A 24926-nucleotide genomic window follows, 5' to 3' on the forward strand; every position below is an offset into this window, starting at 1 on the left:
TGTACCCGATGGTACGGCCCGGTAGCAGGCCGCAGGAAAGCCCGTCAGCGGTCGCCTTCATCACGTTCGGCGGGGAATAGACGGCGCTCGTCCATCTCCTTGATCAGGTCCTGGAACTCGGACCTGATCCAGTCGCGGGTCGCGACCTCGCCCAGGCCCATCCGCAGGGCGGCGATTTCCCGCGTCAGGTACTCGGTATCGGCGATGGACCGCTCGTTCTGCTTGCGGTCCTGCTCGTGGGTGACCCGGTCGCGGTCGTCCTGCCGGTTCTGCGCGAGCAGGATCAGCGGAGCCGCGTAGGAGGCCTGGAGCGACAGCATCAGCGTCAGGAAGATGAACGGGTACGGGTCGAACCGCAGGCCGTCCGGCGCGAAGATGTTCCACAGCACCCAGACGATGATGACCAGCGTCATCCAGACGATGAACCGGCCGGTGCCCAGGAACCGCGCCACCCGCTCCGACAACCGCCCGAAGGCCTCCGGGTCGTACTCGGGCAGCAGCGACCGGCGCGGCGCGCGCGGCAGGTCCAGGCGCACCCGCGAGCGCGTCAGCGCGCTCGACCCGGTGCCCGAGGACCTCCCCGCACGCTCGCCGGAACGTTCCGCGGCCTCCACCGCCAGCCCGTGCTCGCGCGCCTGCGTCCGGGCCTGCTCGCGGCGCTCCCGGATCTGCTCCCGGCGCCGCTCGCGGGCCTGCTCGCCCCGCCCCCGTTCGAAGCGTCCTCGCTCAGCGGCCACCGAGGGCCTCCTCGGAATGGAAGTCCGTCTCCCGCCAGTCGTCCGGCAGCAGGTGGTCCAGCACGTCGTCCACGGTCACCGCGCCCAGCAGCGAGCCGCTCTCGTCGACCACCGGCACCGCCACCATGTTGTAGGCGGCCAGGTGCGTGGTCACCGCGGGCAGCGAGGCGTTCGGCCGCAGCGGCGGGAGGTCCGTGTCCACGATCGAGCTGACCAGCGTGAACGGAGGGTCCCGCAGCAGCCGCTGGAAGTGCACCGTGCCCAGGTACTTGCCCGTCGGCGTCTCGTCCGGCGGCCGGCACACGTACACCTGCGCCGCCAGCGCCGGCGACAGGTCCGCCTGCCGTACGCGGGCCAGCGCGTCCGCGACCGTCGCGTCCGGCCGCAGCACGATCGGCTCGGTGGTCATCAGACCGCCCGCGGTGTTCTCCTCGTAGGACAGCAGGCGGCGCACGTCGGCCGCGTCGTCCGGCTGCATCAGCGTCAGCAGCCGCTCCTTGTCGTCCTCCGGCAGCTCCGAGAGCAGGTCGGCCGCGTCGTCCGGGTCCATCGCCTCCAGGACGTCCGCGGCGCGCTCCTCCTTCAGCTTGCCGAGGATCTCCACCTGCTCGTCTTCCGGGAGCTCCTCCAGCACGTCCGCGAGCCGGTCGTCGTCGAGGGCGTTGGCCACCTCGGCGCGCCGCTTCGGCGTCAGGTGGTGCAGCACGTTCGCCACGTCCGCCGGGCGCATCTGCTCGAAGGTGGCGACCAGGTTCTCGGCGCCCTGCCCGTGCTCCTCGAGCGAGAAGCCCGTCACCGCCGACCACTCCACCGTCAGGGCCTCGCCGCGCCGGCGCAGCGCCCCCGACTTGCCCTTCCGTACGAAGATCCGGTCGATCTCCCAGTCCCGGCGGGCCGGCAGCTGCTGGATGGCCACGTCCAGGACGGTGACCTCCTCGCCGCTCGCGACCAGCGTCACCCGCCGGTCCAGCAGCTCGCCCAGGACCAGGCGTTCGGTCGGGCGCTGCTCGAACCGCCGCATGTTGATCACACCGGTGGTGATGACCTGGCCGGACTCCACGCCGGTGACCCGGGTCATCGGCAGGAAGATCCGCCGCCGGCTGACGACCTCGACCACCAGGCCCAGCAGCCGCGGCGGGCGCCCGCCGACCCGGAGCATCGCCACGAGGTCGCGGACCCGGCCGACCTGGTCGCCGTTGGGATCGAAGACGGGCACACCCGACAGATGCGAGACGAAGATCCGCGGGGCGCCTGCAACCATCCGAGCGCCTCCTAGTGCGTCGATCAAGAGTCGTGCCGCCCCTCAGGCTAGCCCGTGCCGCCCGAAAGCGTCCTGGTGGGGCGGTCCGGCCGGGGGCGGGCGAACACCGGGGCGCGGTCGCGGGGCGCGAGGTACGGGCGGGTACGCTGCCTGCTGCTCGCAGACGACCGACGAGAGGCACCCGCCCGTGACCGCCTACTTCCCTGCCGCGCGGCTGCGCCGGGCCGCCTTCATCGGTGTGTTGTGCGCGGGCCTCGCCGTCACCGGTACGGGCTGCGGGGAGGATCCCGACAAGGGCACGAACGGCGTCGGCAAGCTGTCCGCCGACAAGATCGAGGCGAAGGCGAAGGCGGCCGCGACGGAGGCCGACTCGGTGCACCTGTCCGGCACGCTGGTGAGCGGCGGCAAGTCCTTCACCCTCGACATGCGGCTGAAGGCGGACGGCGGCTCCGGCGAGGTGAAGTCCAACGAGGACACCTTCCAGCTGCTGCGCGTGGGCGAGCAGCTGTACCTGAAGGCGAGCGCGGCGTTCTGGGGCCAGTCCGACTCGGCCGGCAAGCTCGGCGACAAGTTCGTGAAGGTGCCCGAGGGCGACCCCTCGTACAAGCAGTTCCGCGGCTTCACCGACATGGACGTACTGCTGGACGGGCTGCTCGGGCTGGAGGGCAAGCTCGCCAAGGGCGCGTACACCCAGGTCGGGCACACGCGCGCGGTCCAGGTCACGGCGAACGAGGGCAAGGGCGGCAAGCTGTCGGTCTCGCTGGAGGGCACCCCGTACCCGTTGATGATGGAGCGGGCGGGCGGCGCCGGGCGGGTGGAACTCGCCGAGTGGGGCAAGACGTTCCCGCTGGAGGCGCCCGCGCAGGACCAGACGGTCGACTACGGGTCCCAGCTGCCGACGACCAAGGACCAGGGCGGCGCCCCCGCCCCAGCCCCCTCCAAGGGCTCCGGCCAGGGCGCGAACCCGACGAAGCCGTAACGCTTCGCCGGGCCGCGGGTGCCACGGGCGGATCGGGTGGCGGCCGGGGCCGGGCGCATGCCGGGGCGTCCTACGGCAGGGTCACCCCCGGGCGGCCTTCTTGCGCTTCAGCAGCAGCTTCGGCAGGCCCGCCGGAACGGCCCTGCGGGTCGTCGCCGGGGACGGCAGCGGAACCGCGACGAGCGAGCCGTCCGGGAGCTGCGACCGGACCGATTCCGGCTCCAACCGCAGCAGCCGGCACTCCCGCGCCCACCGCTCGGTCATGTCTTCCGAGTCGGACGCGTTCAGCCGCTTGCCCTTGAGCTCGGCGACCGCCGCCGCCCACTCCTCGCCGCGGGGCGCCAGCTCCCGTACCGTCGCCGTCCAGGCCACCAGCCGGCCGCCCTTGTCCTTGCTCCGTACGGTCACCTCGGCACTCGAGCCGTTCGCCAGCCCGGGGAACGGCTGCTCGCCGGGCCCGTCGCCCAGCACATGGGCCGCGCCGTCCACCCAGGCGTGCCACAGGGCGCGGTCGGCCCCGTCGCCGCGCACCCAGATCAGGCCGGACTTCTTGGTGGCCTCCTCGACGAGGGCCAGGTCGAGCGTGCTGAGAGTCATGCCGACAGGGTAGGGGGTCGCCCCCCGCGCGCGAGCCGGCGTCCCGGCCCGCGGGACCCGCACCGGGCCCGGCTCAGAGCCAGCCGTTGCGGCGCAGCGCGCGGTGGATGGTGAAGCAGGAGGCGACGATCGCGGCCATCACCATCGGATAGCCGTACCGCCAGTGGAGTTCCGGCATGTGATCGAAGTTCATCCCGTACACGCCGCAGATCATCGTCGGCACGGCGATGATCGCCGCCCAGGAGGTGATCTTGCGCATGTCCTCGTTCTGGGCGACCGTCGCCTGCGCGAGATTGGCCTGGAGGATCGAGTTCAGCAGCTCGTCGAAGCCCACCACCTGCTCGTGGACCCGCGCCAGGTGGTCGGCGACGTCGCGGAAGTACTTCTGGATGTCCGGGTCCACCAACCGCATCGGCCGCTCGCTCAGCAGCTCCATCGGACGCAGCAGCGGGGAGACCGCCCGCTTGAACTCCAGCACCTCGCGCTTGAGTTGGTAGATGCGGCCCGCGTCGCCGCCGCGCGCACTGCCCTTGGCGGGGGCGGCGAAGACCTCGCTCTCCACCTCGTCGATGTCGTCCTGCACCGCCGCCGCGACCGCGATGTACCCGTCGACCACGTGGTCGGCGATGGAGTGCAGGACCGACGAGGGGCCCTTGGCGAGCAGGTCCGGGTCGTCCTGGAGGCGGTGGCGCAGTCCCTTGAGGGAGCCCTGCCCGCCGTGCCGGACGGTGATGACGAAGTCGGGGCCTGTGAAGCACATCACTTCGCCGGTCTCCACCACCTCGCTGGTGGCGGTCAGTTCGGCGTGGTCGATGTAGTGGATCGTCTTGAAGACGGTGAAGAGGGTGTCGTCGTAGCGCTCCAGCTTCGGCCGCTGGTGCGCGTGCACCGCGTCCTCCACGGCCAGCGGGTGCAGTCCGAAGGTCGCGGCGATCCCCGCGAACTCGGCCTCCGTCGGCTCGTGCAGGCCGATCCAGGCGAACCCGCCGTCCTCGCGGACCCGGCGGATCGCCTCACGGGGCGTCAGACATACCGGACCCAGCATCCGCCGCCCGTCGCGGTACACGGCGCAGTCGACCACCGCGCTGCTCGCCGACGGGTCGCGCGTGGTGTCGTAGCCGGGCTGGACGGGGGTGGCCCTGCGCAGGGACGGACGTACGGCCGCACGCAGGTAGGGCAGCATCGACATGGCAGGCTCCTTCTCGCGCACGGCTGCGGACCGTACGGGTGGGAGACCCTCCACCGGAGACGGGCGGGCAGGCCCGGGCGGGGGAGGGAACAGGACGGGAGGACAAACGTTCTGCCGTCGCTCTTCTACTGATCAGCGGATCAGACGGATCGAGCAGATCAAAGGGGGCGGGATGCGCCCGTCACAGAAGTGGAAGAGCGATTGGTACTGCACGATCGACTTCGGTCCACCGCAGCCCCACCTCCTCCGGCCGGTCCCCCGTGAGGGACGTCCTGTTGCCGGGGCACTGAAACACCGCTTCTGCGTGCGGCCCCGAACAGCTGTCAACACTATCAGCCGACGGATGGTCAAGACCCGCCCTTTACCCGCCTGATACGAGTTCTATGCTCGCTTCATGGCAGAAATTCTGGCTCTCGTGGAGGCCCGGCTGCGGACGGCGTTCGGTGAACCCGACGCACGCGCCGCCGTCACCTTCCTGGGCACCGACCGCATCGAGGTACTCCGTTTCGCCGAGGGCGACCTCGTGCGGTACGCGACCCTCGGGATGTCCGCGCACCCGATGACCGATCCGACCGCCGTGGTCGCCGACCCCGTACGGGGCCCGCGCGCCGAGCTCGTGCTGACCGTACGGGCGGGCCTCGCGGCCACCGACAAACTCCTGCGGCCGCTCGCGGTGCTGGCCGCGTCCCCCCAGGTCGAGGGGCTGATCGTGGCACCGGGGGCCTCGCTGGACGTGGGCGAACCGCTCTGGGACGGGGCCCCCTTCAGCTCCGTCCTCGTGGCGGAACCGGGCGGTCTGGTCGAGGACCTGGAGCTCGACGAGCCCATGGACCCGGTCCACTTCCTCCCCTTGCTGCCGATGACGGCGAACGAGGCCGCCTGGAAGCGCGTGCACGGAGCGGCCGCGCTCCAGGAACGCTGGCTCGCGCGCGGGACGGACCTGCGGGACCCTTTGCGTAGCGCCGTCGCACTGGACTGAGGGCCCGGACGGGTGAGCGTGCCTTGACTGGGGGCCGGGCGGGGAGGAGCGTGGCTTCTTATGAGGGGTGAACCAAGTTGCCCGAAGTGCGGCGGCCGGGTCAGGGCGCCCGGACTCTTCTCCGACTCCTGGCAGTGCGCGGTGCACGGCGCCGTCCACCCCCTGCAACCCGTCATCCCGCCGAGCGTCGAAGGCCTGAGCGTGGTCGTGCACCGGGCACGGGTGCCGGTGTGGATGCCGTGGCCGCTGCCGGTGGGGTGGCTGTTCACCGGGGTGGCGTCCGCCGGTGACGACCGGGGCGGTGGCCGGGCGACCGCGGTGGCGTGTTCCGGACCCGGGCCACTGGGCGGGATCGGCGAGCTGTTGCTGATCGCGGAGGAGCTGGGCGTGGGCCTCGGCGCCCGGTACGCGGGCATCGACGGCGTCGACCCCGGCTCGTCCATCAACGTATCGGCGCCGCCCCACGCCAAGGTGGTCGCGGCGGGCCGCCCGACACCGTTGTGGCACGTGGGCGGCGGCCCCGACGACCGGGCCGTCTTCGCCGGCGAGGCGCGCGGCCTGTGGCTCTGGGCCATCGTCTGGCCGGAGCAGTCCGGCCTGCTGATGTACGACGAGCTCGTCCTCACCGACCTGCGCGACGCGGGAGCCGAGGTCGAGCTCGTTCCGTGCGGGGCCCTGAGTCCCCGCATCCTGGGCCCCGCCTGAGGCCGAGGGGGGTCAGCGGCCCGGTTATCCTGGAGCGTCCCCCGTACGTACGACCCATGGAGCCAGGCTGTGCGCATCGACCTGCACGCCCACTCCACGGCCTCCGACGGTACGGACACCCCCGCCGAGCTTGTGCGCAATGCCGCCGGTGCCGGGCTGGACGTGGTGGCGCTGACCGACCACGACACCGTGCGCGGATACGGCGAGGCCCTCGCGGCCCTGCCCGCCGGGCTGACGCTGGTGACCGGGGCCGAGCTGTCCTGCCGCCTCGACGGGGTCGGCGTGCACATGCTCGCGTACCTCTTCGACCCCGAGGAGCCCGAGCTGGCCCGGGAGCGGGAGCTCGTCCGCGACGACCGCACCCCGCGCGCACAGGCCATGATCGGCAAGCTTCAGGACCTCGGCGTCGACGTCACCTGGGAGCAGGTGGCCAGGATCGCCGGTGACGGCTCGGTCGGGCGGCCGCACATCGCCACCGCCCTCGTCGAGCTGGGCGTCGTCCCCACCGTCTCGGACGCCTTCACGCCCGAGTGGCTCGCCGACGGCGGCCGCGCGTACGCCGAGAAGCACGAGCTCGACCCGTTCGAGGCCGTGCGCCTGGTCAAGGCGGCCGGCGGGGTCACCGTCCTCGCGCACCCCGCCGCCGTCAAGCGCGGCCGGTGCGTCTCGGAGTCCGCGATGGCCGAGCTGGCGACCGCGGGCCTGGACGGCATCGAGGTGGACCACATGGACCACGACGCCGACACCCGTGCGCGACTGCGCGGCCTGGCGGCCGACCTCGGCCTGCTGACCACGGGCTCCAGCGACTACCACGGCAGCCGCAAGACCTGTCGCCTCGGGGAGTACACGACCGACCCCGAGATCTACGGCGAGATCACGCGCCGCGCGACGGGGGCCTTCCCGGTGCCGGGCGCCGGCGGACGCGAGCGCTGACCGGCCGGATCCGGCCCGCTCCACCCGTCCCACACTTCTTCTTCGCGACACCCCTCTCTTCTGCAAGGCATCACTGTGTTTGATTTCGCCGTCTTCGGATCCCTTTTTCTCACCCTTTTTGTGATTATGGACCCGCCGGGGATCACGCCGATCTTCCTGGCGCTGACCTCCGGCCGCCCCGTCAAGGTGCAGCGCCGCATGGCCTGGCAGGCCGTCTGCGTGGCCTTCGGCGTCATCGCGGTCTTCGGCATCTGCGGCCAGCAGATCCTGGACTACCTGCACGTCTCCGTCCCGGCGCTGATGATCGCCGGTGGTCTGCTGCTCCTGCTCATCGCGTTGGACCTGCTCACCGGCAAGAACGACGAGCCGAAGCAGACCAAGGACGTGAACGTGGCCCTGGTCCCGCTGGGCATGCCGCTGCTGGCCGGGCCCGGCGCGATCGTGTCCGTGATCCTGGCCGTCCAGAAGGTCGACGGCGCCGCCGGGCAGGTCTCCGTCTGGGCCGCGATCGTGGCCATGCACGTCGTGCTGTGGATCACCATGCGCTACTCGCTGGTGATCATCCGGGTCATCAAGGACGGCGGCGTCGTCCTCGTCACCCGGCTCGCCGGCATGATGCTCTCGGCGATCGCCGTCCAGCAGATCATCAACGGCGTGCTCCAGGTGGTCGGCGCAGCCTGAGGCCCCGCCCCGCCCGCCCCGTGCCCGCCGCGCGCGGCCGGCACGTGCGAACGCCCCCGCACCGGGATCGGTGCGGGGGCGCGAACGTTTTTCGTGCGATGCGTCAGCAGGACGCACTCTCGGCCGGTCGGATCAGGATGCGCTGGCCCACGGCTGCGGCCTGCTGCACGATCCGGTTGACGGAGGCCGCGTCGACGACGGTGCGGTCCACGGCGGATCCGTCGACGTCGTCCAGGCGCAGAATCTCGAAGCGCACGGGCTTCTCCCTTCGTCAGTGTTTCTCCTTGCACTGGTCCAACGAAGTGTAGGCCGCAATCATTCCCTACGCTAAGGAAATTTTTTCACTGGCTAACTACGCACCGCGCAGGAGTCCCAGAACGCGGCCAGCTCGCGCGCCGTCGTGGCCGGGTCCTCGGCGTTCGGGGAGTGGTCCGTCCCGGGCACGATCACCCGCCGCGCGGCCAGGCGCCGGGCCGTCTCGTCCAGCAGCGGCACCGGCCAGGCCTGGTCCACGGCCCCGGACAGGACCAGCTTCGGGAGGTCGACGCGGCTCAGCTCCGCCACCCGGTCCGGCTCGGAGATCAACGTCCGGCCGGTGACGATCAGCTGCTCGGGGACGGTGGCCAGCCACCGCCCGCGCAGGAAGTCCGCGAGCTCGGGGGAGTCCGCGGCCGCGTCCTCGGGATCGTGGGCCCGCATCGCCGCCCAGATCCCGGGCATGTCGTCGCCCATCGCCTCCAGCGCGGCGACCAGCAACTTCGTGCGGGCCTGCTGCTCCTCGGAGATCGCGGCCGGACCGCTGCTCATCAGGGTGAGGGAGGCGAAGGGCGAGGGGTCGCGGAGCACGGCGGCGCGGGAGATCAGCCCGCCGAGCGAGTGGCCGACCAGATGGACGCGGTCCGCGCCCAGGGCGCGGACCTGCGCGAGCACGTCCTGCGCCAGCTCCTCCAGGGCGTACGGGGCCTCCTCGCGCGGGCCCGGGGTCTCGTACTGGCCGCGGCCGTCCACGGCGACGACCCGGTACCCGGCCGCCGCCAGCGGCTCCAGGAGGCCGATGAAGTCCTCCTTGCTGCCCGTGAACCCGGGGACCAGCAGGGCGGTGCCGTGCACGGGCTCGCCGGCTTCGTGCACGGCGAACCCTCCGCGGTCGGTGGTGAGGAGGTACGCGCGGGCGGCGGAGGGCAGGGTGAGACGCGGCGGCTTGCTCATGGCCCGAGGTTACCGGCCCGTACGGGTTCCCGGCAGGCCCGGGCAGGCCGATGGCCCCGGCCCCCTCGGAAGGGGATCGGGGCCATCGGCGGGGTGCTGCGCGAGGCTTACGCCTCCGGCGCGGCCGCGACCTTGCGGGTGCGGGTGCGCTTCGGCTTGGCCGGAGCCTCCTCGGCCACGGCGGCGGTCTCGGTGGCGACCGGGGCGGCCTCCGCGACCTTGCGGGTGCGGGTGCGCTTCGGCTTGACCGGAGCCTCCTCGGCCACGGCGGCGGTCTCGGTGGCGACCGCGGCGGCCTCCGCGACCTTGCGGGTGCGGGTGCGCTTCGGCTTGACCGGAGCCTCCTCGGCGGGAACCTCGGTGACCGGGGTCACCGCGGCGGCCGGGGCTGCCTTGCGGGTGGTGCGCCGGGCCCGGACGGGCTCGACCAGCGGCGGCATCTGGAAGTCCGGCTCCGGCTCGGCCGGGGTGACCTTGCGGGTACGGACGCGCTTGGGACGGGCCGGAGCCTCCTCGGCGGGAACCTCGGTGATCGGGGTCACCGCGGCGGCCGCGGTGGTCTTGCGGGTCGGGACGCGCTTCGGACGGACCGGAGCCTCCTCGACGACCGGGGTCACCGGGGTCACCGGAGCGGCCGGAGCCTCGACGACCGGAGCGTCGACGACCGGAGCCTCGGCGACCGGTGCGGCCACGGCGGCCTGGACCGGTACCGCGGCCACACGGGTGCGGCGGCGGCGCGGACGGCGCGGCTCGTCGGCGGCCGGGGCCGCGGGGGCCTCCGGAGCCTGGGCCGGGGTCACCGCTGCGGTGGCCTCGGCGCCCTCGGCGAGCTCCGCCCCGCCCCGCGTACGGCGGCGCTGGCGCGGCGTACGGGTACGGGCCGGACGCTCCTCGGTCACCACGGCGGCAGCCGCGGGACCGGAGCGGCCGCCACGGCCACCGCGGCCGCCGGTCTCGCCCAGGTCCTCGAGGTTCTCGGCCTTCAGGCCGGCCCGCGTGCGCTCGGCGCGCGGCAGGATGCCCTTGGTGCCGGCCGGGATGTTCAGCTGCTCGAACAGGTGCGGCGACGTGGAGTACGTCTCGACCGGGTCGTGGAAGTCCAGCTCCAGCGCCTTGTTGATCAGCTGCCAGCGCGGGATGTCGTCCCAGTCGACGAGGGTGACGGCGATGCCCTTGTTGCCCGCGCGGCCGGTGCGGCCCACGCGGTGCAGGAAGGTCTTCTCGTCCTCCGGCGTCTGGTAATTGATGACGTGGGTCACACCCTCGACATCGATGCCGCGCGCGGCGACGTCGGTGCACACCAGCACGTCGACCTTGCCGTTGCGGAACGCGCGCAGCGCCTGCTCGCGCGCACCCTGGCCCAGGTCGCCGTGGACGGCGCCGGACGCGAAGCCGCGCTTCTCCAGCTGCTCGGCGATGTCGGCCGCCGTGCGCTTGGTACGGCAGAAGATCATGGCCAGGCCACGGCCCTCGGCCTGCAGGATGCGGGAGACGAGCTCCGGCTTGTCCATGTTGTGCGCACGGAAGACGTGCTGCGTGATGTTGGCGACGGTCGCGCCCTCGCCGTCCTCGGAGACGGCGCGGATGTGGGTCGGCTGCGTCATGTACCGGCGGGCCAGGCCGATGACCGCACCCGGCATGGTCGCCGAGAACAGCATCGTCTGACGCTTCGCGGGCAGGTACGCCATGATCTTCTCGACGTCGGGCAGGAAGCCGAGGTCGAGCATCTCGTCGGCCTCGTCCAGGACGAGGGCCTTGACGTGCGAGAGGTCGAGCTTCTTCTGCCCGGCCAGGTCGAGCAGGCGGCCCGGGGTGCCGACGATCACGTCGACGCCCTTCTTGAGCGCCTCGACCTGGGGCTCGTACGCGCGACCGCCGTATATGGCGAGGACGCGGACGTTGCGGACCTTGCCCGCGGTCAGGAGGTCGTTGGTGACCTGGGTGCACAGCTCGCGGGTCGGAACCACCACGAGGGCCTGCGGTGCGTCGGTCAGCTGCGCCGGGGTGGCGCGGCCGGCCTCGACGTCCGCCGGGACGACGACCCGCTCCAGCAGGGGAAGGCCGAAACCGAGCGTCTTGCCGGTTCCGGTCTTGGCCTGGCCGATGACGTCCGTGCCGGAAAGGGCGACGGGGAGGGTCATCTCCTGGATCGGGAAGGGGGACACGATGCCGACGGCCTCAAGGGCCTCGGCCGTCTCGGGAAAGATCCCGAGGTCTCGGAACGTAGTCAGGGTGCTGCCTCTTCTGTGAGACGCGGCGCGAGGCGGCGAGGGGGGTCGTACCGTGCCGTGCTTGCAGTACTGCTACGTACGAAGCTGCGCGGGACCACTAGCCTTCGCTCAAGCGCATCTGCCGCTGAGGGGGCCCCTCGTGGTAGGCGGTACGCATGAACGTACGCACCACACCGAGGGCGGTCGGTTGGAGCCGATCGGGCCACCGACCGGGCATCCTCATTCGGATGGCCCGCCGAGTATTCGGCAGGCGCATTACCACTGTACCCCGGAATCGCGCAGGTGTGTCGGGTGAATTCACCGGGTAGGCGCGTTTAGCTGGACAGGCAAGGAACCGGCGTGGTGACTTGGAGGGCCATTCGGCGGGCTATTGTGCGGAGCATGTCGACCGTAGAAAACGCCTCGCCCGCCGACGACAGCGCCCCCTCCGGAGCCGAGGGCATCGCCTCCCAGGACTGGGCCGCCGCCTCTGCCTCGCCGCAGTACCGGGCCGCCGTCGTGGACCTGCTCGGCGCGCTCGCCTACGGAGAGCTCGCAGCCTTCGAGCGCCTCGCGGAGGACGCGAAGCTCGCGCCCACCCTGGACGACAAGGCCGAGCTCGCCGCGATGGCCTCCGCCGAGTTCCACCACTTCGAGCGGCTGCGGGACCGGCTCGCGGCGATCGAGGTCGAGCCCACCGCCGCCATGGAGCCCTTCGCGAAGGGCGTCGACGACTTCCACCGCCAGACCGCGCCGTCGGACTGGCTGGAGGGCCTGGTCAAGGCCTACGTCGGCGACTCCATCGCCAGTGACTTCTACCGTGAAGTCGCCTCCCACCTGGACACCGACACCCGCGCCCTCGTGCTCGGCGTGCTCGACGACACCGGCCACGGCAACTTCGCCGTCGAGAAGGTGCGCGCGGCGATCGAGGCGGACCCGCGCTGCGGCGGCCGGCTCGCGCTGTGGGCCCGCCGGCTGATGGGCGAGGCCCTCTCGCAGGCCCAGCGCGTGGTCGCCGAGCGCGACGCGCTCTCGACCATGCTGGTCGGCGGCGTCGACGGAATGGAGGCCGGCTTCGACCTGGCGGCCGTCGGCGAGATGTTCACCCGCATCACCAAGGCGCACACCAAGCGGATGGCGGCCCTCGGCCTCGCCGCCTGACCCCGCGGCAGCCACCCGACAGCCGCAAGGCGGCCGGCGGGGCTCCGTTCCGCTCCACACGTCGGCCCCGGCGCGCACATGGCGCGCCGGGGCCGACGTACGTGGTTCAGGGGCGTGGTTCAGGCGTCCGGGTCATCCTCATCCCCGCGACGGAAGTGAAAACGGAGTCCTGTGGGACGGCCTGCGGGGCCCCGAGGCCGGACGGAGCAGCAGGGACAGGACCACGGCCGACACCAACACCGAGCCGATGAGCGTCGCGGTCAGGGTGTTGTGCCCGGGCCCGAGCGCGAAGTGCGTGAGGTACGCCCCGAACAGCGCCCCCAGCACCCCGCTGACCAGCACCACTTTGAGGGAAGGCAACCGGCGCGTGAGTCCCCGGGCGGCCGTCGCGGACAAGGCGAGGCCCAGGAGTGCGGAGCCGAGCACTTCCATCAGCAGCATGAGGTCTCTCCCATACGTCAGGGCAAACCGGGTCACTGCGGTCCTACCCGAAGCGGAAGAAACAGAAACGGCCCGGTGGGATCAACCACCGGGCCGTTTCCAACAGTTCTTCAGAGCGCGCCGAAGCCCACCTTGCGCACGCTCGGCTCGCCCAGGTCGACATACGACAGGCGGTCGGACGGCACCAGGACCTTGCGGCCCTTGTTGTCGGTGAGGCTCAGCAGCGGCGCGGTGCCGGACAGAGCGGCGGTGACGATGCTCTCCAGCTCCTCGGCGCTCAGGTCGCTCTCCAGCACGATCTCCCGGGGTGCGTGCTGCACGCCGATCTTGACCTCCACGGCTTTGTCCCTCCGACGATCCGGTTCGCGCGATCAGCCGCGCCGTACGCGGTCCACATTAGCCCGGTGAGGGGACGCGGACCGCGCAGAGCGGACACGCTCGCAGCGAACAGCGGCCGACGAGTGCTCCCCGAAGGCGGCCCCTCAGGACTCCGTGCCGTGCAGCGGGAAGCCGGCGATACCGCGCCAGGCGAGCGAGGTCAGCAGGCCGACCGCCGTCTCGCGGGCGACCGGGCTCTCGCTGGAGAGCCAGTAGCGGGCCACGACCTGCGAGACCCCGCCCAGGCCCACGGCCAGCAGCATCGACTCGTCCTTGGACAGGCCGGTGTCCTCGGCGATGACGTCGGAGATGGCCTCGGCGCACTGGAGCGAGACGCGGTCGACGCGCTCGCGCACCGCCGGCTCGTTCGTCAGGTCGGACTCGAAGACCAGCCGGAAGGCGCCGCCCTCCTCCTCCACGTACGCGAAGTAGGCGTCCATCGTGGCCGCCACGCGCAGCTTGTTGTCCGTCGTCGACGCGAGGGCGGTGCGCACGGCCAGCAACAGGGCCTCGCAGTGCTGGTCCAGCAGGGCCAGGTACAGGTCGAGCTTGCCGGGGAAGTGCTGGTACAGCACCGGCTTGCTCACGCCGGCCCGCTCGGCGATGTCGTCCATGGCCGCCGCGTGGTACCCCTGCGCGACGAACACCTCCTGGGCCGCGCCCAGCAGCTGGTTGCGCCGGGCTCGGCGCGGCAGTCGCGTGCCCCGCGGACGCGCTGCCTCGGTCTGCTCGATGGCTGTCACGCCGCCTCCCACTTTCTCTAAGAACACAGTGCGCTCTGCGCCGCGCCGCCATCGTACTTTTCGGTAACCGAATCTGGAGGGTTCAAGCCGAGTTTTCTCGCGGTACGGACGGCCCGGAGGCGCTGGTCAGCGGTTTGATCAGCGGTTTGGTCGGTGCTCGGTCAGCTGTGGTTCAGCGGTAGTCGTCCTCGTCCAGCGGCACCACCCGCGCCTGCTCGACGGCATCGCCGTCCGTGACCCCGTCCACCGCGCGCGTGGTGATCGGGTCGTCCTCGTCCGGCCGGAGATCGGCGAGCTGCTCCGCCACATCCGCCTCGGGCGCCTCAGGATCGAGGGATTCCGGAAACTGCTCCCGGAAGGTGTCCGGCTCCGCAGGGTCGACAGTCATGCCGCTCCCCTCGCTTCCTTGTGCTCACTTACGAGCCTAGGAGGATCGCGGAGGCACCGCTATATGGATCCGGCCCGTGTCTGTGACGGCGAACACAGGAAGAGGAACGTGATCGTCTCGTAACATTGCCCGCATGTCTTCGACCGAGCTGCCGGGCCTGCGGTCCACCGCCGAGCCGTCCTCCCAGGCGGGAGCCGCTCGCGTGGCCGAAGGGGAGCAGCTGCGCACCGCCGTGCTGCCCGGCTTGGAACTGGCCGTCCGGGTCCGCCCGCCCCTGCGCACGGGACTGCCGCCCGCTCTGTTCGTGCACGGACTCGGCGGTTCCTCGCAGAACTGGTCGGAGCTGATGGCGCGGCTGGCCGACACCGTCGACGGCGAGGCCGTCGACCTGCCGGGCTTCGGCTGGTCCCCACCACCCGCCGACCGGGACTACTCCGTCACCGCTTTCGCCCGCGCCGTCATCCGGCACCTCGACGCCGCCGGGCGCGGCCCGGTCCACCTGTTCGGCAACTCCCTCGGCGGCGCCGTCTCCACCCGCGTCGCGGCCGTCCGGCCCGACCTGGTGCGCACCCTGACCCTGGTCTCGCCCGCCCTGCCCGAGCTGCGCGTGCAGAGATCGGCCGTGCCGACCGCGCTGCTCGCCGTGCCCGGGGTGGCCGCGCTCTTCGGCCGGCTGGCGCAGGGGCTCAGCGCCGAGCAGCGCACCCGCGGAGTGACGGAGCTCTGTTACGGGGACCCCTCCCGGGTGACGCCCGAGGGATTCCGCAACGCCGTGGAGGAGATGGAGCGGCGGATGGCCCTGCCGTACTTCTGGGAGGCGATGACGCGCTCCTCGCGCGGCATCGTCGACGCCTACACCCTCGGTGGCCAGCACGGACTGTGGCGGCAGGCGCAGCGGGTACTCGCACCCTCGTTGCTGGTCTACGGTGGCCGTGACCAACTGGTCTCGTACCGCATGGCGCACAAGGCGGCCGCGGCCTTCCGCGGTTCGCGGCTGCTGTGCATGCCCGAGGCCGGACACGTGGCGATGATGGAGCACCCCGACGCGGTGGCCGCAGCCTTCCGCGAGCTGCTGAGCGACACCGGAACGGGCGAGAGTGACCGATACATCGAAGACGGCAGAGGCTGAGGACCGTGGGACGACATAGTCGCAAGGGCCCTGCCCCAGCTCCGGCTCCGGCCGCCGCTGCGGCACCCGTCCGGCCGCAGCCGGAGCCGCTGCCCTACGAGGAACCGACCGCCGCGCCCTGGCCCGAACCGACCGTCACCCACCAGGGGTACGTGTCCCAGGACCGGTCCTTCGCCGACGCCCGGACCGGGGGCCACCCCCAGCAGTACGAGTCCGGCGACGCCTGGGGGGCCCGCCCCGACTCCGTGTACGGGGACTGGCACGGGGTGCGGCGCCCGTACGAGGACACCGCCACCGCGCCGGCCGCACCGGCACCCGCTGCCCACCTGGATTCCGGCACCCCGGCCTTCGGCACCCCCGCGGTGGGCTTCCCGCAGGTCACCGTGGTGCCGCCGGCCGCATTCGACCCCGACCCCGACTTCGACCCCTTCACCTCCACCGGTTCGCCCCGCCGGGTGCCCGGGCCGCGCAAGCCGGTGGACCCGGTCGGTCCTGTCGGTCCCGTCGGTCCCGTGACCGCGGCTGATCCGGCGGATCCGGCCGGTCCGGTCGATCCCGTGGACCCGGTGGATCCCGCCCTCGAGCCGACCGGCTCCGGCCGCGGCCGGAAGGTCCGTACGTACACCGGCATCGCCGCCGTGGCCGTCACGACCGTCCTCGCCGTCGTCGTCGCCGGCCAGATGGCCTCGGACGGGGACGACGCGAAGTCGGCTGCGCGGGCCGCCTCCGACGGCAGCCGGACCGACGCGGCCGCCTCCCGTTCGGACGACCGCGCGACGCCCCCGGCGGCGGCCGCGCCCGCGGCGCCGTCCGCCGCAGCGCCGGAGCTGACCTACGAGCAGAAGATGGCCCAGCAGCTGCCGATCGACCCGAAACTCGCCGGACCCGGGACCTTCGACACCGTGCCCGGTGTGGCCAAGGCCCCCGGCAAGGGCAAGCTCGTGCGCTACCGGGTCGACGTCGAGCAGGGCCTCGGCATGGACCCGCAGCTCTTCGCCGAGGCCGTCCACCGCACCCTCAACGACCCGCGCAGCTGGGCCCACAACGGTGAGCGGACCTTCGAGCGGGTACCGGGCGGCCAGGCGGACTTCGTGATCACCCTGGCCAGTCCCGGGACCACCGGCGTCTGGTGCGACAAGTCCGACCTGGACATCACCGTCGACAACGTCTCCTGCGACTCCGCGCGCACCGAGCGGGTGATGATCAACGCGTTCCGCTGGGCGCAGGGCTCCGCGACGTACGGACCGGACCAGATGTTCATCTACCGGCAGATGCTCATCAACCACGAGGTCGGACACCGGCTCGGGAAGGACCACGTGAACTGCCGCACACCCGGCGCGCTCGCGCCGATCATGCAGCAACAGACCAAGTCCCTGAACATCGACGGCATCCAGTGCAAGCCCAACCCCTGGGTGTTCCCGGACAGTTGACCGAGGGGGCCGCGGCCCCGCCCGGTGGTCGGGCGGGGATCCGCGTTGACAACCCGTCCGATCATCGGCGATCGTTCTCCGCATGTCGCACCACCACACCATGACCGCGAGCGCCGCCATTGAGCTGGCGCTGCTTGGTGTGACCGCGCACAGCGTGGCCGACATCCTCTGTCGCTGACGCCTGCCCGCAAGCGCCGCGACACTTTTCGAGTTCCTTCGCCGCGCCCGGGCGTACGCACGCCCGCAGGCGCGGCTCCTTCATGCTCCGGTACCCCATCGGCACCGCTGTCGACCGCTGCCCCTCGCGTGGCCCTTCCGCCCTTCCTTCACGCCGAGAGGTCAACACACCCATGTCTTCCGCCGGACCCGACCGTCATCTCATAGCGCGCCGTGTGGCCGCCGTCACCGTCAGCCTCGTCCTGGCCGGGGGCGCCGTGGCCTGCGGCCCCGAGGACGCTGCGGGTATGGCCGGTTCGGGCGACAAGCCGGGCGCCGCGGGCGCGCCGCAGAGCGGCGGCACCCTGACCGTCCTCAACTCCGAGCCGCAGAGCGACTTCGACCCGGCCCGGCTCTACACCTCGGGCGGCGGAAACGTTCCCTCGCTGGTCTTCCGCACGCTGACCACCCGCAACCGCGAGGACGGCGCGGCCGGCACCAAGGTCGTGCCCGACCTGGCCACCGACACCGGAAGGCCCAACGCCGACGCCACCGAGTGGACGTACACGCTCAAGGACGGGCTGAAGTACGAGGACGGCTCCCCGATCACCAGCGCCGACATCAAGTACGGCATCGAGCGGTCCTTCGCCGCCGAACTGTCCGGCGGCGCCCCGTACCTGCGGGACTGGCTGGTCGGCGGGGAGGCGTACGAAGGCCCGTACAAGGACGGCGGCAAGGGGCTCGACTCGATCGTCGTGCCCGACCCGAAGACGATCGTCTTCAAACTCCGCAAGCCCGAGGGCGAGTTCCCCTTCGTCGCCACGCAGACCCAGTTCGCGCCCGTTCCCAAGGCCAAGGACACCGGGGTCAAGTACGAGGAGCACCCCGTCTCCTCCGGCCCGTACAAGGTCGTCAAGAACGACAACGACGGCGAGCACCTCACCCTGGAGCGCAACGAGCACTGGGACGAGAAGACCGACGAGGAGCGCAAGGCCTACCCGGACAAGATCGACGTCCGCTCCGGTCTGGACGCCGCCGTCATCAACCAGCGCCTGACCACAAGCTCCGGCCCCGACGCCGCCGCCGTCACCACCGACACCAACCTGGGACCTGCCGAACTCGCCCAGATCGGCGACAACAAGGAGCTCGCGGGCCGCGTCGGCACCGGCCACTTCGGCTACGTCAACTACCTGGCCTTCAACCCGAAGGTGGCCCCCTTCGACAACCCGAAGGTGCGCCAGGCCATCTCCCACGCGATCAACCGCACCAGCGTGATCAACGCCGCCGGCGGGTCCGCGCTCGCCGAACCGGCCACCACCTTCCTGCCCGAGCGCGAGGCCTTCGGCTTCACCCCGTACGACCACTTCCCGGCGGGCAAGACCGGCGACCCGGCCAAGGCCAAGCAGCTGCTGGCGGAGGCGGGCTTCCCCGACGGCCTCACCGTCACGCTGACCCACTCCACCGCGCAGAACCGCCAGACCAGCCCCGAGGTCGCCACCGCCGTGCAGCAGGCCCTCGCCGCCGCCGGGATCACCGTCAAGCTGGAGGGCCTGGAGAACAACGCCTTCAACGAGAAGCGCTGGGACGCCCAGAACACCCCCGGCTTCTTCCTCTCCCGCTGGGGCGCCGACTGGCCGTCCGGCGCCCCCTTCCTCGCGCCGATCTTCGACGGCCGGCAGATCGTCACCAACGGCTCCAACTACAACCACGCCCAGCTCAACGACCCTGCCGTGAACGCCGAGATCGACGAGATCGCCAAGCTGACCGACCTCGCGGCGGCCGGCAAGCGCTGGGGCGCACTCGACAAGAAGATCGGTGAGCAGGCCCTGGACGTGCCGCTCTTCCACCCGGTCTACAAGCGGCTCGTCGGCAAGGACATCAAGAACGTCGTGATCAGCGACTGGACCGGCGTCCTCGACGTCTCGCAGGTCTCCGTCAAGTGAGCGTCGCCCTCAAGCAGTCGGCGGCGCAGCAGTCGGCGCCCGCGCCCGGGGCCCCCGCCCCGGGCGCGGGCACCGCGCGCCAGGTCTGGCGGCGCCTGCGCCGCCGGCCCGCGGCCCTCGCGGCCGCCGGGGTCATCGCCCTGCTCGTCCTCCTCGCCCTCGCCGCACCACTGGTCGCCCAGCTCACCGGCCAGGACCCGAACGCGTACCACGACGACCTCGTGGACTCCGCGCGCGGCGGGGTACCGCTCGGCTCCTTCGGCGGGATCTCCGCCGACCACTGGCTCGGCGTCGAGCCGGGCACCGGCCGCGACCTGCTGACCCGGCTGCTGTACGGGGGGCGGATCTCGCTGCTCGTCGCCCTCGGCGCCGTCGTCGTGCAAACGCTCGTCGGTGTCTGCGTCGGACTCGCCGCCGCGCTCGGCGGCCGGTTCGCGGGCCAGCTCATCGGCCGGTTCACCGACGTGATGATCGCGCTGCCGATGCTGGTGATCGGCATCGCCCTCACCGCCGTCGTCCCGCCCGACTTCCCGCGCCCGCTGCTGCTGATCCTCATCATCGGACTGCTCGACTGGGGCGGCACCGCCCGGATGGTCCGCGCCCAGGCCCTCGCCCTGCGCGGCCTCGACTTCGTCGACGCCGCCCGCCTCTCGGGCCGGGGCACGTTCGGCATCGCCCGCCGCGAACTGCTGCCCTCGCTGGCCGCGCCCGTCATCACCTACGCAGCGATCAAGGTGCCCACCGCCATCGTGGCCGAGGCCTCGCTGTCCTTCCTCGGCGTCGGCGTCAAACCGCCCACGCCCTCCTGGGGGCAGATGCTCTCCAGCGCGCAGACCTGGTTCCGCGCCGACCCGGCCTACGTCCTGCTCCCCGCCGGGCTGCTCTTCGTCACCGTGCTCGCCTCCACCGTGCTGGGCGACGCCGTCCGCACGGCCCTCGACCCGCGCGAAGGCTCCCGCCTGCGGGTCGGCACCAGAAAGGAGCGCACGGCGTGACCCGCTTCGTGCTCAAACGGACCGGCGGCGCACTGCTCGTGCTGCTCACCCTGTCCGTGATCGTCTACGCCCTCTTCTACCTCGCCCCCGGCGACCCGGCGCGCCTGGCCTGCGGAGAGCGCTGCAACCCGGCGCAGATCGCCCAGGTCCGCGAACAGCTCGGGCTGAACGAGTCCGCCCCCACCCAGTACCTGCACTTCCTCCAGGGACTGCTGGCCGGCCGGGACTACTCCGGCGGCGCCGGGCTCATCCTGCACTGCGACGCGCCCTGCCTGGGCTTCTCGTACCAGAACGACCAGCAGGTCACCGGGCTGATCCTGGACCGGCTGCCCGCCACCTTGTCCCTGGCCCTGGGCGCGCTGGCGATCTGGCTGGTGGTCGGCGTCGGCACCGGACTGCTGTCCGCGCTGCGCCGCGGCGGGATCACCGAGCGGGCCCTGACCGTCCTGACCCTCGCCGGGACCGGCACCCCCGTCTTCATCCTCGGGCTGCTGCTGCTCATGACCGTCTGCGCCTACCTCCAGTGGCTGCCGTTCCCGACGTACGTGCCGCTGACCGAGGACCCCGAGCAGTGGGCCTGGAACCTGCTCCTGCCGTGGGTGACCCTCGGCTTCTTCGAGAGCGCCAAGTACGCCCGCCTCACGCGCAGTTCGACCCTGGAGACGCTCGCCGAGGACCACATCCGGACCTTCCGCGCCTACGGGGTGGGGGAGCGGGCCGTGGTCACGCGGCACGCGCTGCGCGGCGCCGTGGCCCCCGTGATCGCGCTCAGCGCCGTGGACTTCGGCACGATGATCGGCGGCGCGGTGCTGACGGAGTCGCTGTTCGGGATCCCCGGCCTCGGCAAGACCCTCATCGACGGCGTACGGGTCGTGGACCTGCCCGTCGTCGTCGGCGTCGTCCTCGCGATCGGCACGGCCGTGGTCCTCGCGGGCGCGATCGCCGACCTGCTGTACGCCGCCGCGGACCGAAGGGTGACCCTCGCATGACGCACTCACTGGTGGAGGTCACCGACCTCGTCGTCGACTTCCCGGTCGGCGGGGCGGGGGAGCACGTACGGGCCGTGGCCGGGGTCTCCTTCACCCTGGAGGCGGGCCGGGCCCTGGGCGTCGTGGGCGAGTCGGGCAGCGGCAAGTCCACCGTCGCCGCGGCCCTGCTGGGGCTGCACCGCGGTACGGGCGCCCGCCTCGGCGGCACCGTCCGGGTCGGCGGCACGGACGTGGCCACGGCCTCGGCGGCCGAACTGCGCCGGTTGCGCGGCGGGACCGCCGCCATGGTCTTCCAGGACCCGCTGAGCTCCCTGGACCCGTACTACGCCATCGGCGACCAGATCGCCGAGGTCCACCGGATCCACGCGGACGTCTCCCGGCGGGCCGCCCGGGCCCGCGCCGTCGAGGTGCTCGACCGGGTGGGCATCCCGGACGCGGTACGCCGCTCCCGCGCGCGGCCGCACGAGTTCAGCGGCGGCATGCGGCAACGGGCCCTCATCGCCATGGCGTTGGCGTGCGAGCCGCAGCTGCTGATCGCCGACGAGCCGACCACCGCGCTGGACGTCACCGTCCAGGCCCAGATCCTCGACCTGCTGCACGGGCTGCGCGAGGAGCGCGGGCTCGGGCTGCTGCTGGTCACCCACGACGTGGGGGTGGCGGCGGAGAGCGTGGACGAGGTGCTGGTCATGCGGGGTGGCTACGCCGTCGAGCGGGGTCCGGTGGCTTCGGTGCTGGCCGCACCGGCAGAGCCGTACACGCGTGCGCTGCTGGCCGCCGTACCGAGGCTGGACGCGCCGCGCCGTTCCCGGGGCTCCGCCCCGGACCCCGCGCCTCAAACGCCGGCGGGGCTGGAAGGGTCCCCGGCGGGGCTGGGAGTGACGCCGGCGGGGCTGGATGGGGGGTCGGAATTGGCGGAGGGGCCGCCCGTCGTCGAGGCTTTCTCTCTGCGGCGGGAGTTCGGGCGGGGTCGGCGCAAGGTCGCCGCCGTCGCCGGGGTGTCCCTCGCCGTGCACGCCGGGGAGACCCTCGGGATCGTCGGCGAGAGCGGCTCCGGCAAGAGCACGCTCGGGCGGATGCTCGTCGGACTGCTGGAGCCCGGCTCCGGGCAGGTGCGCCGGGACGGCGTCCCGGTCACCGGCATCGCGAGCGGGGTGCAGATGGTCTTCCAGGACCCGGTGTCCTCCCTCAACCCGCGCCGTTCCGTCGGCGAGTCCATCGCCGACCCGCTGCGCGCGGCCGGGGAGCGGGACGGGGCGGTCGTCCGGGCCCGGGTGGAGGAGCTGCTGCAACGCGTCGGGCTGGAGGCCGAGCACTACGACCGCTACCCGCACGAGTTCAGCGGCGGCCAGCGCCAGCGGGTGGGCATCGCGCGGGCGCTCGCGCCCCGGCCCCGGCTGATCGTCTGCGACGAGCCGGTCTCCGCCCTCGACGTGACCACCCAGGCGCAGGTCACCGCCCTGTTGGCGGAGCTCCAGCGGGAGCTGGGCATCGCGCTGGTCTTCATCGCGCACGACCTGGCGGTGGTCCGGCAGGTCAGCGACCGGGTGGCCGTCATGCGGGCCGGGGAGATCGTCGAGGAGGGTCCGGTGGACGAGGTCTACGACCGCCCGGCCCACCCCTACACCCGGCAGCTGCTGGCCGCCGTACCGGCCCTGGACCCCGCGCTGGCGGCCGGCCGCCGCAGAACGCGGCAGGAGGTCTTCGCGTAGTCGGGTGCCGGGTGCCCGGTGCCGGGTGGCGGGTGCTGGGCGGCGGCGGTCCCGGGAACGGTCCGGGGAGCGGTCCCGTCCGGGCCGGTTCCGAGGCTGTACTTCTAGCGTGCTCGAACGCGAACCGTACGGGAAAGTTACGACTCTTCACCCCTTCCGGTGGCGCGACGGACAACCGTCCGTCGCGCCTTCGGCATATCCGCTTGAGTTCTCCCGCAGCGGGTCGCCCGACCGAACGGCGACCGCCTGAACGGGAGATCGGGGGTGCGACTCGTGCGGATCGGACTGCTCACCGAAGGTGGTTATCCGTATGCGACGGGAGAGGCGAGGCTGTGGTGCGACCGGCTCGTGCGCGGTCTCCCGCAGCACGAGTTCGAGATCTACGCACTGAGCCGCAGCGCCGAGCAGGAACGCGCCCGGGTGCCACTGCCCGAGCACGTCACCCGGGTCCGGACGGCCCCCCTGTGGGCCCCCGCCGACGACGGGCGGACCTACTCCCGGCGGGAGCGCCGACGGTTCGTGGACTGCTTCGAGGAGCTGGTCCACGGGATCTGCGCCGGTGCGGAGCAGCCCTTCGCGACCGGGCTGTACGGGCTCGCCGGACTCGCCCGCGAACAGGGCGGGATGTACGCGGCCCTGCGCTCCGAGTCCGCGGTGCGGGCCCTGGAGTCCGCCTGCCGGGCGCCGGGCGCCGCGCGCACCGTACAGGCCGTGCAGGTGGCCGACCTGCTGGAGTTCGTGGACGAACTGGAGGTCATGCTACGGCCGTTGTCCCTGGACTGGTACGGGGAGGACGCCCGGGCCGGGGGCGGTCTCGGCGACGTCGACATCTGCCACGCGGCCGCGGGCGGCGCGGCCGCGCTCCCCGGACTCCTGGCCAAACGCTTCTTCGGGGTCCCGCTGCTGGTCACCGAGTACGGGGTCCAGCTCCGGGCCCACTACCTGGCCCAGCTCGGCACCCGCGGCGAGCCGGAGACCCGCCCCGCCGTACGGGCCCTGCTCGCGGCCTTCCAGCTACGGCTGGCCACCGAGATCTACGCCCGGGCCGACTTCCTGACCCCCGGGAACGCGCACGCCCGGCGCTGGCAGGAGCGGTGCGGGGCCACCCGGGAACGCCTGCGGACCGTCTACCCCGGGATGGAGGCGGACCGATTCGCCACCGTCGGCGAGGCCGCCGACCACGGGGACCCCGACACCCTGGTGTGGGTCGGCCGGATGGAGCCCGCCAAGGACCTCATCGCCCTGCTGCACGCCTTCGCCGAGGTCCGCCGCGCCGCGCCCGGCACCCGGCTGCGGATCTTCGCCACGGCCACGGTCCCCGGCTACCTCGCCGACTGCCGTTCCCTGGCCGCCCAGCTCTTCCCCGACGAGGCCGCCGACTCGGTCACCGTCGGGGAGAACCCGGTCACCTTCGAGGAGATCGGCGGACCCGAAGTCCCCACCGCGGCCGAGGCGTACGGCGCCGGGCGCGTCGTCGTCCTGTCCTCCGTGATCGAGGGCTTCCCGGTCACCCTCGCCGAGGCGATGCTCTGCGGGCGCGCCACCGTCTCCACCGACGTGGGCGCGGTCCGCGAGGTCATCGGGGGCACCGGGCTCGTCGTCCCGCCGCGCAATCCGCGGGCGCTCGCCGAAGCCTGCCTGTCCCTGCTGCAGGACCCCGAGCGGGCGCAGCGGCTCGGCGCCGCCGCCCGGGCGCGGGCCCTGGAGCTCTTCACCGTCGAGCAGAACGTGGCCGCCTTCCAGGAGATCTACCTGCGGATGCTGGCCAAGGGCTCCGTGCGGCCGGACGGCGAGGTCCCCTTCGCCCGGCCCCCGGAGGCCCGGGTGCCCGGCCACTGGACCAGCCCGACCTGGGCTCCCGCCCCGGAACCGTCCCCGGAGGCCGCCGTATGACCACCGCCGACCCCCGCATCACCACTCCGCCAGCACCTTCAGCCCTGCCAAATTCAGCCCCGCCGGCGTTACCCTCAAACGCCGGCAAGGC

The 24926-nt window shown here is 72.5% G+C and carries 25 protein-coding genes; 14 read left to right on the plus strand and 11 right to left on the minus strand.

What is annotated here, in order from left to right:
* Window positions 1-44 precede the first annotated feature (44 nt).
* Window positions 45-551, minus strand: coding sequence for a DUF1003 domain-containing protein (locus OG594_RS28790; RefSeq protein WP_223836202.1), 507 nt, complete (start codon window positions 549-551; stop codon window positions 45-47).
* A 175-nt stretch (window positions 552-726) separates the two neighbouring features.
* On the minus strand, window positions 727-1998 hold the full coding sequence (locus OG594_RS28795) for a CBS domain-containing protein (RefSeq protein ID WP_266604616.1): 1272 nt from the start codon (window positions 1996-1998) through the stop codon (window positions 727-729).
* A 187-nt stretch (window positions 1999-2185) separates the two neighbouring features.
* On the opposite strand from OG594_RS28795, the gene OG594_RS28800 reads away from it, so the two are divergent.
* Entirely contained in the window at window positions 2186-2977 is a 792-nt protein-coding gene (locus OG594_RS28800) for a hypothetical protein (protein WP_266604618.1), read from the plus strand.
* An 81-nt stretch (window positions 2978-3058) separates the two neighbouring features.
* Here the strand turns inward: OG594_RS28800 and OG594_RS28805 are convergent, their stop codons facing one another.
* Entirely contained in the window at window positions 3059-3574 is a 516-nt protein-coding gene (locus OG594_RS28805; protein ID WP_266604620.1) for a hypothetical protein, read from the minus strand.
* Window positions 3575-3647: 73 nt separating this feature from the next.
* Window positions 3648-4763, minus strand: a complete 1116-nt coding sequence (locus OG594_RS28810; RefSeq protein ID WP_266604622.1) for a magnesium and cobalt transport protein CorA — start codon at window positions 4761-4763, stop codon at window positions 3648-3650.
* Between the two features lie 394 nt (window positions 4764-5157).
* On the opposite strand from OG594_RS28810, the gene OG594_RS28815 reads away from it, so the two are divergent.
* The 4 genes from OG594_RS28815 to OG594_RS28830 all read left to right on the plus strand — a co-directional run bounded on the left by OG594_RS28815 (window position 5158) and on the right by OG594_RS28830 (window position 8061).
* Window positions 5158-5742 carry a suppressor of fused domain protein gene (locus OG594_RS28815; RefSeq protein WP_030711795.1) on the plus strand — a complete coding sequence of 195 codons (585 nt, stop codon included), beginning with the start codon at window positions 5158-5160 and terminating at the stop codon, window positions 5740-5742.
* A 60-nt stretch (window positions 5743-5802) separates the two neighbouring features.
* On the plus strand, window positions 5803-6447 hold the full coding sequence (locus OG594_RS28820; protein WP_266604624.1) for a DUF6758 family protein: 645 nt from the start codon (window positions 5803-5805) through the stop codon (window positions 6445-6447).
* Between the two features lie 69 nt (window positions 6448-6516).
* Window positions 6517-7380 (plus strand): PHP domain-containing protein, encoded by an 864-nt coding sequence (locus OG594_RS28825; RefSeq protein WP_266604626.1) that lies wholly within the window; start codon window positions 6517-6519, stop codon window positions 7378-7380.
* A 75-nt stretch (window positions 7381-7455) separates the two neighbouring features.
* Entirely contained in the window at window positions 7456-8061 is a 606-nt protein-coding gene (locus tag OG594_RS28830; RefSeq protein ID WP_266604628.1) for a MarC family protein, read from the plus strand.
* A 103-nt stretch (window positions 8062-8164) separates the two neighbouring features.
* On the opposite strand, the gene OG594_RS28835 is transcribed toward OG594_RS28830, so the two are convergent.
* From OG594_RS28835 to OG594_RS28845, 3 genes are all read right to left on the minus strand, one after another.
* Entirely contained in the window at window positions 8165-8317 is a 153-nt protein-coding gene (locus OG594_RS28835; RefSeq protein ID WP_266604630.1) for a hypothetical protein, read from the minus strand.
* Between the two features lie 92 nt (window positions 8318-8409).
* A complete protein-coding gene (locus OG594_RS28840) occupies window positions 8410-9270 on the minus strand; it encodes an alpha/beta fold hydrolase (RefSeq protein ID WP_266604632.1) in 861 nt (286 codons plus the stop codon).
* A 107-nt stretch (window positions 9271-9377) separates the two neighbouring features.
* The gene (locus OG594_RS28845) at window positions 9378-11435 is read right to left on the minus strand and encodes a DEAD/DEAH box helicase (protein WP_266604634.1); all 2058 of its coding nucleotides are present in this window, start codon (window positions 11433-11435) and stop codon (window positions 9378-9380) included.
* 447 nt (window positions 11436-11882) lie between these two features.
* Here OG594_RS28845 and OG594_RS28850 point away from each other — a divergent pair, with 447 nt between their 5' ends.
* Window positions 11883-12641: a ferritin-like fold-containing protein gene (locus OG594_RS28850; RefSeq protein ID WP_266604636.1), complete on the plus strand. Its 759-nt coding sequence runs from the start codon at window positions 11883-11885 to the stop codon at window positions 12639-12641.
* A gap of 138 nt (window positions 12642-12779) precedes the next feature.
* Here OG594_RS28850 and OG594_RS28855 read toward each other — a convergent pair whose 3' ends face one another.
* The 4 genes from OG594_RS28855 to OG594_RS28870 all read right to left on the minus strand — a co-directional run bounded on the left by OG594_RS28855 (window position 12780) and on the right by OG594_RS28870 (window position 14591).
* Window positions 12780-13082 (minus strand): hypothetical protein, encoded by a 303-nt coding sequence (locus OG594_RS28855; RefSeq protein WP_266604638.1) that lies wholly within the window; start codon window positions 13080-13082, stop codon window positions 12780-12782.
* Window positions 13083-13192: 110 nt separating this feature from the next.
* Window positions 13193-13420, minus strand: coding sequence for a DUF3107 domain-containing protein (locus OG594_RS28860; protein ID WP_030011334.1), 228 nt, complete (start codon window positions 13418-13420; stop codon window positions 13193-13195).
* A gap of 144 nt (window positions 13421-13564) precedes the next feature.
* The gene (locus tag OG594_RS28865; RefSeq protein ID WP_030011335.1) at window positions 13565-14203 is read right to left on the minus strand and encodes a TetR/AcrR family transcriptional regulator; all 639 of its coding nucleotides are present in this window, start codon (window positions 14201-14203) and stop codon (window positions 13565-13567) included.
* A 172-nt stretch (window positions 14204-14375) separates the two neighbouring features.
* Entirely contained in the window at window positions 14376-14591 is a 216-nt protein-coding gene (locus tag OG594_RS28870; protein ID WP_266604642.1) for a hypothetical protein, read from the minus strand.
* 133 nt (window positions 14592-14724) lie between these two features.
* On the opposite strand from OG594_RS28870, the gene OG594_RS28875 reads away from it, so the two are divergent.
* From OG594_RS28875 to pelF, 8 genes are all read left to right on the plus strand, one after another.
* Window positions 14725-15720, plus strand: a complete 996-nt coding sequence (locus OG594_RS28875) for an alpha/beta fold hydrolase (RefSeq protein WP_266604644.1) — start codon at window positions 14725-14727, stop codon at window positions 15718-15720.
* Window positions 15721-15725: 5 nt separating this feature from the next.
* A complete protein-coding gene (locus tag OG594_RS28880; protein ID WP_266604646.1) occupies window positions 15726-17150 on the plus strand; it encodes a DUF3152 domain-containing protein in 1425 nt (474 codons plus the stop codon).
* Window positions 17151-17232: 82 nt separating this feature from the next.
* Window positions 17233-17328 carry an Ms4533A family Cys-rich leader peptide gene (locus OG594_RS47170; RefSeq protein WP_323185344.1) on the plus strand — a complete coding sequence of 32 codons (96 nt, stop codon included), beginning with the start codon at window positions 17233-17235 and terminating at the stop codon, window positions 17326-17328.
* 172 nt (window positions 17329-17500) lie between these two features.
* Window positions 17501-19249: an ABC transporter substrate-binding protein gene (locus tag OG594_RS28885; RefSeq protein WP_266604648.1), complete on the plus strand. Its 1749-nt coding sequence runs from the start codon at window positions 17501-17503 to the stop codon at window positions 19247-19249.
* The gene (locus OG594_RS28890) at window positions 19246-20244 is read left to right on the plus strand and encodes an ABC transporter permease (protein ID WP_266604650.1); all 999 of its coding nucleotides are present in this window, start codon (window positions 19246-19248) and stop codon (window positions 20242-20244) included. The genes OG594_RS28885 and OG594_RS28890 overlap by 4 nt, the downstream gene beginning before the upstream one ends.
* Complete coding sequence (locus tag OG594_RS28895; protein ID WP_266604652.1) at window positions 20241-21233, plus strand: ABC transporter permease; 993 nt, start codon at window positions 20241-20243, stop codon at window positions 21231-21233. The genes OG594_RS28890 and OG594_RS28895 overlap by 4 nt, the downstream gene beginning before the upstream one ends.
* Window positions 21230-22942 (plus strand): ABC transporter ATP-binding protein, encoded by a 1713-nt coding sequence (locus OG594_RS28900; RefSeq protein WP_266604654.1) that lies wholly within the window; start codon window positions 21230-21232, stop codon window positions 22940-22942. The genes OG594_RS28895 and OG594_RS28900 overlap by 4 nt, the downstream gene beginning before the upstream one ends.
* 273 nt (window positions 22943-23215) lie before the next feature.
* A complete protein-coding gene (pelF, locus tag OG594_RS28905) occupies window positions 23216-24835 on the plus strand; it encodes a GT4 family glycosyltransferase PelF (protein ID WP_266606613.1) in 1620 nt (539 codons plus the stop codon).
* Window positions 24836-24926 lie beyond the last annotated feature (91 nt).

The organism is Streptomyces sp. NBC_01214, from assembly GCF_026340975.1.
Lineage (GTDB): Bacteria > Actinomycetota > Actinomycetes > Streptomycetales > Streptomycetaceae > Streptomyces.